Origin of the sequence: Micromonospora sp. NPDC005206 (assembly GCF_040608175.1) — a bacterium.
Lineage (GTDB): Bacteria > Actinomycetota > Actinomycetes > Mycobacteriales > Micromonosporaceae > Micromonospora.
In genome coordinates this window covers 81189-97193 of the sequence record NZ_JBEXHU010000020.1, presented here as the reverse complement: position 1 = coordinate 97193, position 16005 = coordinate 81189, and the positions used below count along the sequence as shown (strand labels likewise).

Annotated in this window: 18 protein-coding genes and 1 riboswitch; of the genes, 8 read left to right on the top strand and 10 right to left on the bottom strand. The window is 73.4% G+C overall.

The features are described 5' to 3' along the window. Positions 1-46: 46 nt before the first annotated feature. Genes ABZU69_RS28090 through ABZU69_RS28080 form a run of 3 tightly spaced genes read right to left on the bottom strand, consistent with a single transcriptional unit; the run spans position 47 to position 2849 of the window. Entirely contained in the window at positions 47-898 is an 852-nt protein-coding gene (locus tag ABZU69_RS28090) for a menaquinone biosynthesis protein (protein ID WP_354967309.1), read from the bottom strand. Beyond that, the gene (locus ABZU69_RS28085; RefSeq protein WP_354967308.1) at positions 850-2223 is read right to left on the bottom strand and encodes an MFS transporter; all 1374 of its coding nucleotides are present in this window, start codon (positions 2221-2223) and stop codon (positions 850-852) included. The genes ABZU69_RS28090 and ABZU69_RS28085 overlap by 49 nt, the downstream gene beginning before the upstream one ends. 41 nt (positions 2224-2264) lie before the next feature. Next, positions 2265-2849: a winged helix-turn-helix domain-containing protein gene (locus tag ABZU69_RS28080; protein ID WP_354967307.1), complete on the bottom strand. Its 585-nt coding sequence runs from the start codon at positions 2847-2849 to the stop codon at positions 2265-2267. A gap of 167 nt (positions 2850-3016) precedes the next feature. On the opposite strand from ABZU69_RS28080, the gene ABZU69_RS28075 reads away from it, so the two are divergent. The 3 genes from ABZU69_RS28075 to ABZU69_RS28065 all read left to right on the top strand — a co-directional run bounded on the left by ABZU69_RS28075 (position 3017) and on the right by ABZU69_RS28065 (position 6904). After that, positions 3017-3913 carry a DUF222 domain-containing protein gene (locus tag ABZU69_RS28075; protein WP_354967306.1) on the top strand — a complete coding sequence of 299 codons (897 nt, stop codon included), beginning with the start codon at positions 3017-3019 and terminating at the stop codon, positions 3911-3913. Then, positions 3835-4176, top strand: coding sequence for an HNH endonuclease signature motif containing protein (locus tag ABZU69_RS28070; protein ID WP_354967305.1), 342 nt, complete (start codon positions 3835-3837; stop codon positions 4174-4176). Before ABZU69_RS28075 ends, ABZU69_RS28070 begins: the two co-directional genes overlap by 79 nt. Before the next feature lie 484 nt (positions 4177-4660). After that, on the top strand, positions 4661-6904 hold the full coding sequence (locus ABZU69_RS28065) for an AAA family ATPase (RefSeq protein ID WP_354967304.1): 2244 nt from the start codon (positions 4661-4663) through the stop codon (positions 6902-6904). Here the strand turns inward: ABZU69_RS28065 and ABZU69_RS28060 are convergent. Genes ABZU69_RS28060 through ABZU69_RS28045 form a run of 4 tightly spaced genes read right to left on the bottom strand, consistent with a single transcriptional unit; the run spans position 6884 to position 9177 of the window. After that, on the bottom strand, positions 6884-7489 hold the full coding sequence (locus ABZU69_RS28060) for a hypothetical protein (RefSeq protein ID WP_354967303.1): 606 nt from the start codon (positions 7487-7489) through the stop codon (positions 6884-6886). The genes ABZU69_RS28065 and ABZU69_RS28060 overlap by 21 nt on opposite strands. Positions 7490-7493: 4 nt before the next feature. Next, a complete protein-coding gene (locus ABZU69_RS28055; RefSeq protein WP_354967302.1) occupies positions 7494-7841 on the bottom strand; it encodes a YbaB/EbfC family nucleoid-associated protein in 348 nt (115 codons plus the stop codon). An 11-nt stretch (positions 7842-7852) separates the two neighbouring features. Next, a complete protein-coding gene (locus ABZU69_RS28050; RefSeq protein WP_354967301.1) occupies positions 7853-8779 on the bottom strand; it encodes a WXG100 family type VII secretion target in 927 nt (308 codons plus the stop codon). Continuing rightward, positions 8776-9177, bottom strand: a complete 402-nt coding sequence (locus ABZU69_RS28045; protein WP_354967300.1) for a type VII secretion target — start codon at positions 9175-9177, stop codon at positions 8776-8778. Before ABZU69_RS28045 ends, ABZU69_RS28050 begins: the two co-directional genes overlap by 4 nt. A 133-nt stretch (positions 9178-9310) precedes the next feature. Here ABZU69_RS28045 and ABZU69_RS28040 point away from each other — a divergent pair, with 133 nt between their 5' ends. The 5 genes from ABZU69_RS28040 (at position 9311) to ABZU69_RS28020 (ending at position 12823) form a co-directional block, all read left to right on the top strand. After that, complete coding sequence (locus tag ABZU69_RS28040; protein ID WP_354967299.1) at positions 9311-9949, top strand: transporter; 639 nt, start codon at positions 9311-9313, stop codon at positions 9947-9949. Beyond that, the gene (locus ABZU69_RS28035; RefSeq protein WP_354967298.1) at positions 9946-10257 is read left to right on the top strand and encodes a transcriptional regulator; all 312 of its coding nucleotides are present in this window, start codon (positions 9946-9948) and stop codon (positions 10255-10257) included. The genes ABZU69_RS28040 and ABZU69_RS28035 overlap by 4 nt, the downstream gene beginning before the upstream one ends. Next, positions 10254-11204 (top strand): ABC transporter ATP-binding protein, encoded by a 951-nt coding sequence (locus ABZU69_RS28030; protein WP_354967297.1) that lies wholly within the window; start codon positions 10254-10256, stop codon positions 11202-11204. The genes ABZU69_RS28035 and ABZU69_RS28030 overlap by 4 nt, the downstream gene beginning before the upstream one ends. Positions 11205-11218: 14 nt before the next feature. After that, a complete protein-coding gene (locus tag ABZU69_RS28025) occupies positions 11219-11956 on the top strand; it encodes an ABC transporter permease (protein WP_354967296.1) in 738 nt (245 codons plus the stop codon). 93 nt (positions 11957-12049) lie between these two features. After that, complete coding sequence (locus ABZU69_RS28020; RefSeq protein WP_354967295.1) at positions 12050-12823, top strand: VOC family protein; 774 nt, start codon at positions 12050-12052, stop codon at positions 12821-12823. Positions 12824-12833: 10 nt separating this feature from the next. On the opposite strand, the gene ABZU69_RS28015 is transcribed toward ABZU69_RS28020, so the two are convergent. From ABZU69_RS28015 to ABZU69_RS28005, 3 genes are all read right to left on the bottom strand, one after another. After that, positions 12834-13646 carry an ABC transporter ATP-binding protein gene (locus ABZU69_RS28015; RefSeq protein WP_354967367.1) on the bottom strand — a complete coding sequence of 271 codons (813 nt, stop codon included), beginning with the start codon at positions 13644-13646 and terminating at the stop codon, positions 12834-12836. Next, positions 13646-14743 (bottom strand): iron ABC transporter permease, encoded by a 1098-nt coding sequence (locus tag ABZU69_RS28010; RefSeq protein ID WP_354967366.1) that lies wholly within the window; start codon positions 14741-14743, stop codon positions 13646-13648. The genes ABZU69_RS28015 and ABZU69_RS28010 overlap by 1 nt, the downstream gene beginning before the upstream one ends. A 91-nt stretch (positions 14744-14834) precedes the next feature. Further along, positions 14835-15770 (bottom strand): ABC transporter substrate-binding protein, encoded by a 936-nt coding sequence (locus tag ABZU69_RS28005; protein ID WP_354967294.1) that lies wholly within the window; start codon positions 15768-15770, stop codon positions 14835-14837. Positions 15771-15858: 88 nt separating this feature from the next. Continuing rightward, positions 15859-16004: riboswitch (cobalamin riboswitch) on the bottom strand. Position 16005 lies beyond the last annotated feature (1 nt).

The following is a 16005-nucleotide window of genomic DNA, read 5'->3' as shown; positions in this document are numbered from 1 at the left end:
CGGCGCGAAACCGGGGGCTCAGCCCGCTCGGCGCGGATCCGGCGGCTCAGCCCGCGAAGAACTCCGGGCCGCCTTCCGGCAGCGCCGGGACCTCGCCGAGCGCGGCAGCCCGCCGGGCGAACTCCCGCAGACCGGCGACCTGCCGGTCACCCAGCGAGAAGTCCAGGGTCCGGAAGTACGTGGCCAGCGTCGCGGCGTCGAACGTCTCCCAGCGGGCCGCCGCTTCCGCAACCTGGTCCAGCTCGGCCAGGCAGAGGTCACGCGAGCGCAGGAACGCCTCGTGCACCTCCTTGACCAGCCCCGGGTGAGCGGCGGCGAAGTCGCGTCGGACCGCCCAGACCGCGAAGACCATCGGCAGGCCGCTCCACTCCCGCCAAGCCTGCCCGAGGTCGGTCACCGTGAGCCCCCGGCTCGGCGCCTCGTAGAGCGCCCGCAGCGCCACGTCACCGATCAGCACCCCGGCATCGGCCTCCAGCAGCATCTGGGTCAGGTCCGGCGGGCAGCGGAAGTAGTCGGGCCGGACGTTGTACCGCTCGGCGAGCAGCAGCTGGGCCAGCAGCACCCCGGTCCGTGAGGTGGAGCCGAGCGCCACCCGGGCGCCGTCCAGCTCACCGAGGGGGCGGGTGGAGACCATGTTGACCGAGAGCACCGGCCCGTCGCTGCCCACCGCCAGGCCCGGCAGGAGCAGCAGCTCGTCCGCGTGCCGCAGGTACTCCACCAGCGAGATCGGGCCGATGTCCAGGTCACCGGCGACCAGGGCGGCGTTCAACTGGTCCGGCGTTTCCTTGTGCAGATCCACGTCGAGCAGGGCACCGGAGCGCATCAGACCCCAGTAGATCGGAAGGCAGTTCAGGAACTGGATGTGCCCGACCCGGGGACGTGCGATGCGCTCAGCCATGATCCGACCGTATCCCTGGTCGGCGGCTCCGGCTCGGCGGGTCCGCCCGGAGTGGCCAACCCCGCATCCGGCCCGGTCCACCGCTGGTGCCGCGGTCCGCCCGGGTCGTTCGGCGACGGCCGGCGTACCACCCGCGCGACGACCGGCACGAAGGCCAGCACCACCAGCAGTCCGGCCCCGCCGGCCGCGGCGATCAGTGGCCGGGGCGGGACGACCGTGAGCAGCGCGCCGCCGACCAGAAAGCCGGTCATCGAGCCTCCCTGCACCGCCGCGCCGTAACTGGCGTACGCCCGGGCCCGCATCGCCTCCGGCACCCGCCGAGCGGTGAGCAGGTTGGCGAAGACGTTCTCGCCCCCGTTGGCCGCGCCCCCCACCAGCCAGAGCGGCACCAGCAGGCTCGCCGCCGGCACCACTGCGGCGAGCAGCACCATCAGGCTGCACCCGGCCAGCGTGAGCAGCACCCCACGGACCAGGGCGCCGTCGTCGTCCAGCCGGCGGGCGAGCCGGGCGGCGAGCCAGCCACCGGGCAGCATCCCCGCCATCCAGGCGGCGCTGACCAGGCCGTACGTGGTCGGCGACCCGTTCAGGGTCTCCCGGATGAAGAAAACCTCGATCACGTTGATGCCGCCGATCGCCGCGATCACCACTGCGGTGCTCACCACCATGACGAGCATCAGCGGGTCCCGGCGCAGCCGCCAGGCGGGGGCCGTACCGCGTGGGTTGGCCGGGGTGACCACCGCGGTGGTCCGCCGACCACCGCGCCGCGTCCGCAGCAGCAGACCGGCGACCACCAGTGCCAGGTAGGTCGCGGCGTCGAGCAGCAGCGGTACGCGGGTGCCGAACTGCCCCACCAGCAGCCCGGCCAGCACCGGGCCGCCGAGCGCACCGAGGGAGACGGCGGTCTGACTGATCGCGCCCGCCCGTGGCAGGTCACCCGGGCGGACCATCGCCGGCAGCAGCGCCGCCAGGCACGGCTGGGTCACCGCCAGCCCGCAGGCGAGCAGTGCGACGAGCCCCACCACCAGAACCGGTTGGTCGACGAGGGCGAGCAGTGCACAGATCGCGGCCTGGGCCAGCCCGACGGTCACCAGCAGGGTGCGGCTGTCCACCCGGTCGGCGAGCCGGCCGGCGAGTGGGGCGAGCACCACCAGGGGCAGGGTGGCGGCGAGCAGCAGCCCTGACACGGCGAGCCCGCCGGCGCCGGCGCCCTGCAGCGCCAGCGCGAGCGCGGTGGCGGCGAGGAAGTCACCGCAGATCGTGGTGCCGCGCGCGGTGGCGGCGAGCCACACGTCCGACCAGCGCGACTCGTCAGATGTGAAGGCCATACTTCGAAAATAATCCTTCACATCTGGTCGACGCAACCCCGCTACGCCAGCGGCACCACCCGGTACTGCACGGAGACGGCGCGGGCCCCCGGCGGCGGGTCGGCCCGGCCCCGTCGAAGGCGGTACGGCCTGAACAGCGCCACGACCGCCTCGTTCAGCTCGGCCAACTCCTCGGCGGTGAGCAGCAGGAGCGTGTCGTTGAACAGCGCCGTGTCGTACCACTCGGCGGGCTCGTCCCCGGCGCGCCGCAGCCAGTCCCGGGTCCGCTCCATGGCCCGGACCGCGTGCGCCTCCACCAGCGCCTGTTCGGCGGCGCGCGCCTCGGGCCCGGCCTCGCGGCCCGCGTCGACCATCCAACTCGGACTGGGCGTGCGCCACACCCGCTCCCGGGCGTCCCCCCGGCTCGGCGCCTGCTCCACCAGGCCGAACTTCGCCAGCGCCCGCAGGTGGTAACTGGTCGCGCTCGGTGACAGCCCGGCGATCTCGGCGCACTCGGTGGCGGTCCCACCACCCTCACGGCTGCTCAGATACTCCATGATCGCGATCCGGGCCGGGTGGGCCAGCGCCCGCATCACCTGCGGGTCACTGATCATCATCCAACGCGGCTCGGGGCGGGCCTCGGTCATACCCCCATGATCCCGGCCGCAGGCGCCAGCCGCCATCACCCCCGCAGGCCGCGCAGAGCGCGCCCGCGTCGTCGGCGTTCTGCCGCCTCCAGAGCGCGGGTCAGAGCGGCGCAGCGGCATTGCGCCAGATCAGGGAAAGTGTCGTACACCTGTTCCATTTTCGCTTCATGTTGAGGGCGTTGGCGCAGGCGGGCGGAGCCGTCGACGACTGCGCCGAGGCCGCCCCGTGGACGCTCTCCGACGCCGAGTTGCTCGCGTCGCTCGACGCGACGCACACGGTCGCGCAGCGGCTGGCCACCGTCCAGCTCGGGCTGGTGCGCGAGCTGGACGCCCGCGGCCTTGCGGTCGCCCAGGGCGCCTCGTCCACCGCAGTCTGGCTTCGGGAGCGGCTCCGACTCTCCGGTCGATCCGCCCGCCAGCTGGTCCAGCTCGCCGCCACCGTCGACGCCGCGCCGTCCGCGGTGCGCGACGCCCTGCTCACCGGTGCCATCACCGTCGAGCAGGGCCGGGTGGTGGCGGAGACGATCGGGGACCTTCCGGTCGAGGCGGGGCCGGAGGTAACCGACAAGGCCACCCAGCTGCTCATCGCGTGGGCCGACCGGTTCGACCCGGCCATCCTGAGCCGTCTCGGGGCCCGTGTCCTCAGCCACGTCGCGCCGGACCTGGCCGACCAGGCAGAGCTGGCAGCGCTCGAGAGGGCCGCCGAGCGGGCCGAGGCCGGCCGGCACGTCACCCTCTCCGAGCAACAGGACGGGCAGGTACGCCTGAGCGGCAGCCTCGACACCGAGACCGCGAGCCTGCTGCGCGAGGCGATCGATCCGCTGTGCGCCCCGGCAGGCGCGCACGACGACCGCAGCCCCGGTCAACGCCGGGCGGACGCGCTCGGCGAGATCTGCCGGTTGGCGCTGCGCACCTGGAGACCGGGGCGTGCCTCACGCCAGCGTCGGTCCGTCGCCTCGCCTGCGACGCCTCCGTGCTGCCCGCCGTGTTGGGCGGCAACAGCCAGGTCCTGGACGTCGGGCGTCAGCGGCGGCTCTTCACCGGGCCCCTGCGCCGCGCACTGATACTGCGGGATGGCGGCTGCGCCTTTCCCGGCTGCGACCGACCACCCCGATGGTGCGACGGCCACCACGTCCAACACTGGGCCGACGGCGGCGCGACGGCGCTGGGCAACGCCGTCCTGCTCTGCGGCTACCATCACCGCCTCCTCCATCAGGGCGACTGGACGGTCCGCATCGCGGCGGACGGCCAGCCGGACTTCCTCCCGCCCCGCTGGCTCGACCCGCTCCGCACCCCGCGCCGCAACCTCTACCACCGGCGCTGCTGACACGAAAGGCAATGCCTTCGCGCCAGAGGGCTCCGGCAGTACGCCGCGCCGGGCCACATCGCCGCGCCTCCGCATCGCTGCGCCCCCAAGCGGCGCGCCCGCAGCGGCGCGCCCGCAGCGCCGCACTTCCCCCACGCCGCGTCGCGGCGCCCCGACCGGCGCGCCCCAGCGCCGCGCCTCCCTCAACGCCGCATCGCCGCGCCCCAGCGGCGCGCTCCCAGCGCCGTACCTCCCCAACGCCGCGTCGCCGCGCCCCCAACACCGCGTCGCCGCGACCTCAGCGACGCCGCCGCGGCGCCACGCCGTCTCTATCGGGTGGTCGCGTCGGTAATTCGGTAGAAGCGTCGGGCGCGGAAGCGTAGAGTTGCAGGCCGCTTGACGGCCGAGGTGAGCTGCACCGGAACGGACGTCCCCGCGCCGGGCGGCCGGCCATCCGCCCCCGGACACGCGAGCGCGCAGCAGATGTGAACGATGGGACGTCAGCATGCCCGCACTCGACCTCGACACCCACCTCGACACGGATCTCGCCGCCGAGCGCGCGCACCTCGCCACCTCGCGGGAGGCGCTACGGCGGATGCGGGAGCGGGCCGAGGCCCTCTTCGCCACCGGGGACCAGGTGGCCGGCGACGCCTACGCGGCAGAGACGCTCGGCCGCACGTTGTCCCGTCGGGTGGCCGAACTGGCCGACGATCCGACAACGCCGCTCTTCTTCGGCCGCCTCGACTTCTCCGGAACCACGGACAGCGGGACCGGCGACGACGCCTCGGGCACGGGCACCAGCGCCGGGTCGGGCACGACCAGGGCCACCGGCACAACCGGTGCGGACACCACCGGCGCGGCAGGCACGAGCCGCGCGGACACCGCCGGCCGCACAGGCACAACCGGCGCCGACACCACCGCCGGGGAGGCCAGCAGCGGCAGCGGCGATCATGACGGGCGGCGGTACCACGTGGGGCGGCGGCATGTCAGCGACGAGCTGGGCGAGCCGTTGGTGCTGGACTGGCGGGCGCCGGTCTCCCGGTCGTTCTACCGGGCCAGCGCGCGGGATCCGCAGGGGGTGGCGGTCCGGCGCCGGTTCGGGTTCAGCAACGGAGTGCTGACCAGCTTCGAGGACGAGCGACTGGACCGGGGCGAGGAGCTGGGCACGACCAGCCGGATCCTCACCGCCGAGATCGAGCGGCCGCGCGTCGGGCCGATGCGGGACATTGTCGCCACCATCCAGCCGGAGCAGGACGAGCTGGTCCGGGCCGATCTGGCCGACTCGATCTGCGTGCAGGGCGCGCCGGGCACCGGGAAGACGGCGGTTGGCCTGCACCGGGCCGCGTACCTGCTCTACGTGCACCGGGAGCGGTTGCGACGCGCGGGTGTGCTGATCGTCGGACCGAACCGGGCGTTCCTGTCGTACATCGCGGCGGTGCTGCCGGCACTCGGCGAGGTTGAGGTCGAGCAGGCCACCATGGAGGAGTTGATCTCGCGGGTGCCGGTCCGGGCGGTCGAGTCGCCGGCGGTCGCCGCGCTCAAGCACGACGTTCGGATGGCCAGCGTGCTGCATCGCGCGGTGCAGGCACAGATCGGCACGCCGACCGACTCGATCACCGTGTCGGACGGCTCGTTCCGGTGGCGGATCGGGCTGGAGCCGCTGCACCGGATCGTCGAGGAGACCCGCCGGGAGGGGCTGCCGTACGGCACCGGCCGGGAGCGGGTCCGGGCGCGGGTGGTGAGCCTGCTGCAACGGCAGGCCGAGGCGCGGCGGGCGGAGTCGCCCAGCGACGCCTGGCTGCGCCGGATGGGTCGATGCCGACCGGTGACCGATCTCCTGGACGCGGTCTGGCCGGCGCTCACCCCCGAGGGCCTCGTACACGGCCTGCTGGCCGACCCGGCGCGGCTCGCCACCGCGGCGGACGGGCTGCTCAGCGACACCGAGCAGGCGCTGCTGACCTGGGCGAAGCCGGCCCGTACGGCGAAGGCGACCCGCTGGACCGCGGCCGACGCGGTGCTGATCGATGAGGCGACCGGGTTGCTGGAACGGCCCTCCGGGTTCGGGCACGTGGTGGTGGACGAGGCGCAGGACCTCTCGCCGATGCAGTGCCGGGCCATCGCCCGGCGCAGCGAGCACGGCTCGGTCACGCTGCTCGGCGACCTCGCGCAGGGCACCTCGCCGTGGTCGGCGACGAACTGGCGGGAGTCGCTGGCCCACCTGGGCAAGCCGGACGCGGTGGTGGTCCCGCTGACGGTCGGCTTCCGGGTGCCCGCCGCGGTGGTCGCGTTCGCCAACCGGCTGCTGCCGGCGCTCGCGGTGGACGTACCCCCGGCCGAGTCGCTGCGCCGCGACGGCGGCCTGGACGTGCGTACGGTGACCGACCTGACCGCCGCGACGGTGGCCGAGGTGCGCGCGGCGCTCGCGCACGACGGCTCGGTCGGTGTGATCGCCGCGGACGACGCGGTCGACGGGCTGCGCGCGGCGCTGGCCGCCGCCGGCGTCCCGACCGCCACAGCCGACGACGTGGCCGACGCGGAGCGGGTCACCGTGGTGCCCGCGACGCTGGTCAAGGGCCTGGAGTACGACCACGTGGTGGTGGTCGAGCCGGCCGCGATCGTCGCGGCCGAGGCGCGCGGGCTGCACCGGCTGTACGTGGTGCTGACCCGGGCGGTGTCCCGGCTCGCGGTGTTGCACCGCGAGCCGCTGCCCGCGCCGCTGCTGACCTGGTCAGCGACCGGAGAGGGCTGAGGCGATCTCGCGCAGCGGCTTGCCGGGCTCGGCGATCGGCACCGTGAAGGCCAACCACGAGCCGTCGGTGAACTCCACCCGGAGCCGCTTCGTGTTGAGCCGGTGCCAACCCACCCGGGCGTCGACCACCGCGGCCCGGGGCGCCGACCAGACGACCCGGGTGTCGGCCACCGCCTGCTCGTCGTCGGCCCGGCTCGACCAGAGCTTCACCGGCCCGGACGCGCACACGAGCAACCGCCGGTCGGTGACGGCGAGGACCGTGTCGTGGAGCATGACCGCCGGGGGCACCGGTCGCCGCGAGTGTTGCAGCGTCGAGGCGAACGAGCCGGGGACGCCCCGGCCGGCCACCCCGTGGGTGATGCGGTCGACGATCCGGTCCCCCGCCGGGAAGGACACCAGCGGCGAGATCAGGTTGAGCAGCACCGAGGAGACCCCGCCGCCGGCGCGGGAGGGCTCCGGCTGCTCCGTGGTCGGCGGGTCGGCCGGCAGGACACCGTGGGCGAGCTCCGTCTTCGCGACGGCGAGCACCTGTTCGCCCGGCTCGACCAGCTGGGTCAGCCGTTCCTGGTAGCTGATGTCCGCCATCGGCTCAGTATCGGTCCGGGCGGTCGCCGGCCGGCCGTCCGGCGCCGGGCGCGTCGCCGATCACCTCGCCCACCAGGTCGCGGACCCGGGCGGCGGCCGCCTGCTGGGCCCGGCTGGCGGCGGCGGTGAACTCCTCGGCGAGGGTGTACGAGTCGAGGCGCATCGCCCGCGCGTCGATCTCCGACGAGACGATCGTGCCGTCCGCGGCGGCGGTGACCCGGACCAGACCGGAGTCGCTCACCCCCTCGGCGTTGCTCTGCTCGATCTCGGTCATCTTGCTGGCCAACTCGCGCTGCCAGCCGTCCAGGTTGCGGGCCAGCGCCTCGATGCGGTCCAAACCGGGAAAGGTCATGTCGGTCCCTCTCAGGTCAGGATGGAGTCGAAGATATTTTGCACGCCCTTGGTGTACGGGCCCAGATCCTCGCGGTACGTGCCGTCCACCAGGTAGTTGCGGTCCTTGGTGCCGTCCGAGATGTCGTGCAGCCCGACTCCGGTGTCCAGCAGGGCGCCGCCGATGCCGGGGATGTTCACCGGGGACGTGTGGTTGATCAGGAACTTGCCCGGGAAGAGCGTCTTGAACTTCTCGATCTGGAACGCCCTGGCCTCGGCCGACCAGCCGGACTTGTTCCACGCCCGGTACGCCTTTTTCGCCTTGCGGATCTCCAGCACCGCCCGGCGGTACTTCATCAGCAGCTCGGCGACCTTCTGCATCTTGGTGGCCAACTTCGTCAGGATCTCGGCGAACCGCGCCACGATCTTGACCATCCGGCCGACGGTGGTGGCGAGCCGGGCCAGCACCCGGACGACCGTCGCCGCGAGCGAGATGCCGGCGCTGAGCGCCGCCGCCACCGCCGCGATGATCACCTCGGTGAGGAACCAGAGCAGGAACTCCAGGATCAGCTCGACCAGCAGGTTGAACGCGTCGACCGCCGCGTTGGCCGCGTCGACCAGCACCTCCTTGGTGCCGTCCAGCCCTTGGGCCAGTTCCTCGATCGCCTCCTCCACCGAGGCCATCGAGGCGTGGAAACTCTCGGCTGCGTCGCCCGTCCAGGCACCGCGGAGCCGGGCCCGGTCCTGGACCTGCTCGCCGGCGATCTCGCGGACCGCCGCACCGGTGGTCAGGCAGAGTTGGGCGGCGTTCATCAGGTCGTCCGGCTCGCCGGCAACGAGTTCGAGGAGTTGCTCGAAGGGCCAGAGCACCGCGTTGGACAGTGGCTTGAACGGGTCGGGGGTGCCCGACACGATCTGCTCGAAGTAGGTCTTGTTGCGCTGCAACGCCTCGGTGCTCACGCGGACACCTGCCCGGTCGGGCCGCCGGCGCCAGCGCCGGGGGACAACGGGCCGGGCGCGATGACGTCGGGAGCGGCCGGCCGGCCGGGCACGAACATGTCGGTGTTGGCCACGTCGGTGCCGGTGTAGGCGTCGGCGGTGTCGCGGAGACCTTCGGCGATGTCCGCCATCACCTCGGCGCCGTCGGCCAGCCCCTGAAGGCACGCCTCGAACTGCTCGGCGTACGTCGCCGCGAGACCGAACGACGCCGGCATCACCCCGAAGGCGTGCCGCGGGACGTGCCCGTCGCCGAATGAGCGGTGCAGCTCGCGAAAGCGGGCCGCCCGGTCGGTGGAGGACGCGGCGAACGCGGTCAAGGCCTCCGGCTGGACCTCCAGCTCGCTACTCGGGCTCGACACGGACCCTCCCCTGTGTCCTGTGCGACGGGTCAGCCGCACAGTTCTCCACCATAGGCACTCCGCGCGGGCGCCGGCGCCCCGGGCGACAGCAGCGAGAACCGGCCCATTGACTTTGCAGCGTAAAGTACTTTGCGTGGAACCCGACGACGACCTGCCACCCCCCGCCGCCGCGGCGGCGCTTCAACTGATCCGCGAGCAGCGGGGGGCGACCGCACGCCGACTCGAACCGGACGCCCGGCTCCTCTACTGGCCGTGGGGCGTCGCCTGGCTGGTCGGCTTCGGGCTGCTCTTCCTGCGCTTCTCCCCCGACGGTCGGATGCTGGTCCGGATGCCCGACTGGCTGCCCGTGACCGTGCTCTTCCTCCTGTTGGTGGTCGCCGCGCTGATCCAGGCGGTGGTTGGCGCACGGGCGTACGGGCAGGTGACCGGGGACTCGTCCCGGCGCGGGCTCTGGTACGGCTGCTCCTGGGCCCTGGGTTCGTTGAGCGTGTACGCGGCGGTCGGCCGGGTCGTCGACCACCTGCCGCACGACCTGGGGGCCCTGCTCTGGTCGGCGACCGCCGTCGCGCTGACCGGTGCGCTGCACATGGCCGGCGGGGCCATCTGGCTGGACCGGAACCTGTTCCGGCTGGGTGTCTGGATCAGCCTGATCAACGTCATCGGCACGTTCGCGGGCCCGGGCTGGCACGCGCTGGTGATCGCGGTGGCCGGCGGTGGCGGAATCCTGGTCGCCGGGACGGTCGGGCGGCTGCGACAGCGGCACCGCCAGTGACCGAGCTGGATCCGGTGATCCACGCGCAGGCCCGGCTGCGTGTGGTCGCGAGCCTCTCCGCACTCGGTGACGGCGACCGGATCGCCTTCCCCCGGTTGCAGGAGCTGCTCGCGATGACCGCCGGCAACCTCTCCGTGCACCTGCGCAAGCTCGAGGACGCCGGCTACGTCGAGATCAGCAAGACCCATCGCGGACGCACCCCGGCCACCCTGATCCGGCTCAGCCGGCGGGGCCGGCTGGCGTTCGAGGAGTACACCGAGACCATCCGCACCCTGCTCGACCCCACCTTGTCGAAGGAGCAGTCATGATCCTCGCCCGCGCCGACCAGGCCAGCCGCCGGTACGGCGACGTCCTCGCCCTCGACCGCGTCGACCTCGACGTCCGGGCCGGTGAGCTGGTCGGCCTGCTCGGCCCGAACGGCGCCGGCAAGAGCACCCTGATGAACCTGCTGGTCGGTCTGCGCCGACCCAGCTCCGGGCGGGTCGAGCTGTTCGGCGGCGACCCCCGCGACCCGGCGTCCCGGCGACAGATCGGGGTCACCCCGCAGGAGACCGGCCTACCCGGGACGCTGCGCGTCGGTGAGGTCGTCGACTTCGTCTCCGCGCACTACCCGGACCCGGTGCCCCGGGGAGAACTGCTCGACCGCTTCGGCCTGGGTGACCTCGCCCGACGACAGACCGGTGGCCTCTCCGGTGGGCAGCGCCGCCGGCTCGCGGTGGCGCTGGCGTTCGTCGGCCGGCCCCGACTGGTGCTGCTCGACGAGCCGACCACCGGCCTGGACGTGGCCGCCCGGCACACCCTGTGGGACGCGATCCGGGCGTTCCACACCGACGGCGGGACCGTCCTGTTGAGCAGCCACTACCTGGAGGAGGTGGAGGCGCTGGCCCGCCGGGTCGTGGTGATCGGGCAGGGCCGGGTGCTCGCCGACGACACCGTGGACGCGGTGCGCGGCATCGTCGGCGTACGCCGGGTCAGCCTGGTCGCCGACGACCTGCCCGAGCTGCCCGGCGTGGTCCGCACCGAACGGATCGACGGCCGGCTGCACCTGCTCACCACCGACGCCGACCAGTTGGTCCGGGCGCTGGTCACCGCTGGGACCGCCTTCGCCGACCTGGAGGTCCGGCCCACCTCGCTGGAGGAGGCGTTCCTGGCCATCACCAACGGGAGCGAGCCCGCCACCGGGACAGAGCCCACCGGCGGCAAGCCCGCGCAGCCCGCCACCGCCGCCGCCGGCAGCCGACCGACCACCGCCTGAGGAGGCGAATCACCGTGCAGCTCGCCCTGGTTCACGCCCGCTACCAGCTCCTGGAGATCATCCGAATCCCGGTGGCGGTCTTCGGCAGCGCCTTCTTCCCGGCCGCCGCGATGATCTTCTTCGTGGTGCCGTTCGCCGGCGACGACCCGGTCGGTGCCACCTTCGCCACCGCGTCGATGGTCACCTTCTCGGTGATGAGCGCCAACATCTTCCAGTACGGCGTCGGTGTCGCCGAGGACCGCGACCAGCCGTGGAATCCGTACACCCGGACCCTGCCGGCCGGGCCGGCACCCCGGTTCGCCGGCCGGGTGCTGGCCGGCCTGGCGCTGACGTACCTCTCGCTGATCCCGGTCGCGGTGATCGGCGCGACGCTAACCGCGGCCCAGATCACCCCGGCGGCGTTCCTGCTGGCCGTCGTCACCGTGGCCGTCATCTCGGTCCCGTTCACGCTGATGGGGCTCGCCATCGGCTACTCGCTGCCGAGCAAGGCGGCGATCGTGGTGGCGCAGGTCGTCTTCCTGCCGCTCGCGTTCGGCGGCGGACTGCTCTCCGCACCGGGGGAAGCACCCGGGTTCATCGAGACGATCGCGCCGTTCCTGCCCACCCGGGGGGCCGCCGAGCTGATGTGGGCCGCGGTGGGCGACTACCAGATCGAGCCGCTGTCAGTGATCATGCTCGGCGTCTGGGTGGTGCTGCTCGCCACGCTCGCGGGCTGGGCGTACCGGCGGGACGAGGGTCGCCGGTTCAGCTGACGATTCGTCCGTTTCCGCCCCGGGCCGCGGCCGGACGGTGCCAGGATTCCGGCAGGGGGCCGTCGTGGCCGCCGGGCCGAGAGGGGTCTTGACGTGAGCACCGTCCCGCCGGGTACGCCCTGCTGGGCCGACCTGGCCACCCCGGACCTGACCGACGCGCGGCGCTTCTATCCCGAGCTGTTCGGGTGGACCGGCCGGGTGACACCGGAGCCGGAGGCGGGCGGGTACACCATCTTCCAGCTCGACGGGCGGTCGGTGGCCGGAGCCGGGCCGCCGGCGATCCCGGACCAGGTGCCGATCTGGTCGACGTACCTCGCCACGGACGACGCGGAACTGGTCGCCGGTCGGGTCGAACGCGCGGGTGGACAGGTCGTGGTGCCGCCGTTCGAGGTCTTCGACCGGGGCCGGATGGCGGTCTTCGCCGACCCGGCGGGCGCCACGTTCAGCGTCTGGCAACCGCTGGCGATGCCTGGCGCCGAGGTGTTCAACGTGCCGGGCGCGATGAGCTGGACGGAGCTGGTCACCCCGGACCCGGAGGGCGCGAAGGTCTTCTACGAGCTGGTGTTCGGCTGGCAGCCGGACGACCAACCCGTCGGCGGGATGACGTACACCGGGTGGCGGCTCGGTACGCAGATCGTCGCCGGGATGATGCCGCCGTTCGCCGACGACTTCCCGGCCGACCTGCCGGCGTACTGGACGGTGTACTTCGCGGTGGCCGACGCGGACGCCGCCGCGGCCCGCGCCGCCGAGCTCGGTGGGACCATCCTGGTGCCGCCCCGGGACAACCCGGCGGGCCGGTTCGCCGCCCTGCGCGACCCCCAGGGGGCCCTCTTCTCCGTCATCGACCTCGGCCCGGACGGGGACTGACCGTCCGGGCTCAGCGGGGGCGGACGGGGACGACGAGCGGCCCGTGCGCGCCGGGCACGACCCGGACGCTGGCCCGGTAGTGGGTGGCGAGCAGGTGTTCGGTCAGCACCTCGTGCGGGCTCCCGACGGCCACCACCCGCCCGTCGGCGATCAGCACCATCCGGTCGGCGTACTCGCCGGCCAGGGAGAGGTCGTGCATGGTGGCGAGCACGGTCAGGCCGTGCTCGCGGCGCAACTGGTCGACCAGCTCCAGCACCTCCTGCTGGTGGCCGATGTCCAGCGCGCTGGTCGGCTCGTCGAGCAGCAGCAGCGTCGCGCCCTGGGCCAGCGCCCGGGCGAGGAAGACCCGCTGCCGTTCACCACCGGAGAGGGTGGCCAGCTCCCGGCGTTGGAAGCCGGTGAGGTCCAACCGGTCGAGCACGTCGTGCACGGCGGCCACGTCCGCGGCGGACTCCCGGCCCAGTGGCGGGATGTAGGGGGTACGCCCGAGCAGCACGTAGTCCAGCACCGACATCCCGGGCGGCACCACCGGGGACTGGGCCACCGTGGCCACCACCCGGGCCCGGTCGCGGCGGCGCAGCGCGGCGCTCGGCGTACCGAACAGGGAGATCGCCCCCGGCGCGGGCAGCAACCCGCCGACGGCGCGCAGCAAGGTCGACTTGCCGGCGCCGTTCGGGCCGATCACGGTGACCCACTCGCCGGCGGCGACGGTGAGGTCGACGCCGGTGAGGATCGGTGTGCCGCCCAGGCTGACGTGCAGCCCCCGCACCTCGACCGCCGGCGCGCGGGCCGCGTCGTCCGGGCCGGCGGCGGGTTCGGGGATCACGTGAGCACCCGGCGGGCGGTACGCAGCACGAGCACGAAGAACGGGCCGCCGAGCAGGGCGGTGACCACCCCGATCGGAATCTCGGCCGGAGCGGCGGCGGTGCGGGCCACCACGTCCGTCAGCGCCAGGAACGCGGCGCCGAACAGCAACGACAGCGGCAGGATCACGCGGTAGCTCGCCCCGGCGAGCAACCGGACGGTGTGCGGCACGATGATGCCGACGAAGCCGATCAGGCCGGTCGCGGAGACCGCCGCGGCGGTGCCCAGCGAGGCGGCCGCGATCAGCAGGTAGCGGGAACGCTGCGGGTGCAGACCGAGGCTCCTCGCCTCGTCGTCGCCGACCGCGAGGACGTCCAGCTCGCGGCGGTGCAGCAGCACCACCACGGTGGTCAGCACGGCGTACGGCAACACCAGCAGCACATCGTGCCAGCCGGCGGTGGCCAGCCGGCCGAGCAGCCAGGAGTAGACCGGCTGGATGCTGTCGGAGTGCCGTTGCAGCAGGTACGTCTGCCCGGCGGAGAGGAACGCGGAGACCGCCACCCCGGCCAGGATCAGCATCGCCGGTGACCGGCTCCGCCCACCGGCGCCGCCGAGAAGGTAGGTCATCGTCACGGCGAGCAGCGAGCCGGCGAACGCGGCCAGCGGGATGGTCAGCGGCAGGCCGGTGATCGCGCCCTGCCGGCCGACGCCGCCGAGGGCGATCACCGCGGTGACCGCGAGCCCCGAGCCGGCTGCCACGCCGAGCAGGTACGGGTCGGCCAGCGGGTTGCGGAACACCCCCTGGTAGCAGCCGCCGGCCAGGGCGAGCAGGCCGCCGACGAGCAGGCCCAGCACCACCCGGGGAAGCCGCAGCTCGGTGACGATGGCGATCTCCCGCTCGGTCAGCCCGCTCTCCAGGTGCACCCCGGGTATCAGGTTGAGCAGCTCGGCGGCGACGCTGCCCGGCGGCAGGCTGATCGGGCCGAGCGACACCCCGGCGACCAGCGCGAGGAGCACCGCGACCACGCCGGCGGCCAGCCAGCGCTTGCGCAGCCCGGCGGGCCGCGACGCGGGTGGCGTCGCGGCCGGCCGGGTGGGTGGCGCCGGGGTGGCCACCAGCGGCTCCCCGGTCACCGAGCCTTCTTCCGTTCGTGACCGCGAGGCTCGCAACCCCGGTTCACTCCTCGCGCTCACCGACGGACGACGGTCACGCGGGCACCTTGGCGACCGCGTCGATGATGACCCGGAGCAGGTCCACGACCCGCGGGCCCCAGCGCGAGGCGATGTCGTCATCCAGCGCGACCACCTGGTTGTTCTTCACCGCGCTCAGCCCGGCCCAGCCGCTGCGCGCCCGGACCGAGTCGGCGTTCTGCTGGCAGCACTTGGAGTCGGCCAGGAAGACGAAGTCCGGGTTGGCCTTGACGATGAACTCCTGGGACAGCTGCGGGTAACCGCCGCTCTTGCCGTCCGCGTCGGCCGGATCCGCGATGTTGGCCAGACCGACCTGGCTGTAGAGCGAGCCCATGAAGGTCTTGCTGGTCACGCTGTACAGCTCCGGGCCCAGCTCGTGGTAGTAGGTGAGCTTCTCGGCGCGCTGCGGCAGGTCCTTGACCAGCTTGGCGATGTCGTCCTTCATCCGGCCGGCGACGTCGGTCGCCTGGTCGGCGTGGCCGGTCAGCGTGCCCAGCTCGGCGATCTGCCGGTACGAGTCGTCCAGGGTGACCGCCGCGGGGGTGAGGTAGACCGGGATCTTCAGCTTGCCGAGCTGGTCGACGATCTTGTTGGTGTCGTTCGCGAGCACCACCAGGTCGGGGCCCTTACCGGCGATCGCCTCGGCGTTGGGCTGGAAGCCGGACAGGTCGCTCTTGGGCGCGTCGGCCGGATAGTTGGACTGGTCGTCGACCGCGCTCACCTGCGGGCCGGCGCCGATGGCGAAGAGCATCTCGGTGGCGGTGGGCGAGAGCGAGAGGATCTTCTCGGGGCGCTTGTCGAGCGTGAGCGAGCCGACCGTCACCGGGTAGCTGGCGGCCGCGGAGCTGCCGCTCGCGGTCGGCTCGTCGGCGGTCTTCTCCGCGCACGCGCCCAGGGCGAGTGCGGCGACCGCGAGGGTCGCGGCGAAGAGCCGGGGGGTACGTCTGAACATGGGACCTCCTGTCGGTCGAGGAGTGTGGTGCTTCGCCGACAGGGACTTTCGTACGCCCGCCCACGAGGCGCCCTTCCTCGAGAGCGCGTGTCGCGACCGATCCGCAGGCGACCTGGCTCGTCCCCGCCGTCAGGACGGGGCATCACAGTTGCGGGACAGCGCCGGTTTCGCACCGGCTTCGCTGCGGAGTGGTCGCTAAGACGGTAGCGCACCGCCTGGACGTGCCGGATCGATC

Excerpts from the sequence above, each read along its gene's own strand:
- ABZU69_RS28090 (WP_354967309.1), bottom strand. The coding sequence starts at position 898 with ATGGCTGAGCGCATCGCACGTCCCCGGGTCGGGCACATCCAGTTCCTG.
- ABZU69_RS28085 (WP_354967308.1), bottom strand. The coding sequence starts at position 2,223 with ATGGCCTTCACATCTGACGAGTCGCGCTGGTCGGACGTGTGGCTCGCC.
- ABZU69_RS28080 (WP_354967307.1), bottom strand. The coding sequence starts at position 2,849 with ATGACCGAGGCCCGCCCCGAGCCGCGTTGGATGATGATCAGTGACCCG.
- ABZU69_RS28075 (WP_354967306.1), top strand. The coding sequence starts at position 3,017 with ATGTTGAGGGCGTTGGCGCAGGCGGGCGGAGCCGTCGACGACTGCGCC.
- ABZU69_RS28065 (WP_354967304.1), top strand. The coding sequence starts at position 4,661 with ATGCCCGCACTCGACCTCGACACCCACCTCGACACGGATCTCGCCGCC.
- ABZU69_RS28060 (WP_354967303.1), bottom strand. The coding sequence starts at position 7,489 with ATGGCGGACATCAGCTACCAGGAACGGCTGACCCAGCTGGTCGAGCCG.
- ABZU69_RS28055 (WP_354967302.1), bottom strand. The coding sequence starts at position 7,841 with ATGACCTTTCCCGGTTTGGACCGCATCGAGGCGCTGGCCCGCAACCTG.
- ABZU69_RS28030 (WP_354967297.1), top strand. The coding sequence starts at position 10,254 with ATGATCCTCGCCCGCGCCGACCAGGCCAGCCGCCGGTACGGCGACGTC.
- ABZU69_RS28005 (WP_354967294.1), bottom strand. The coding sequence starts at position 15,770 with ATGTTCAGACGTACCCCCCGGCTCTTCGCCGCGACCCTCGCGGTCGCC.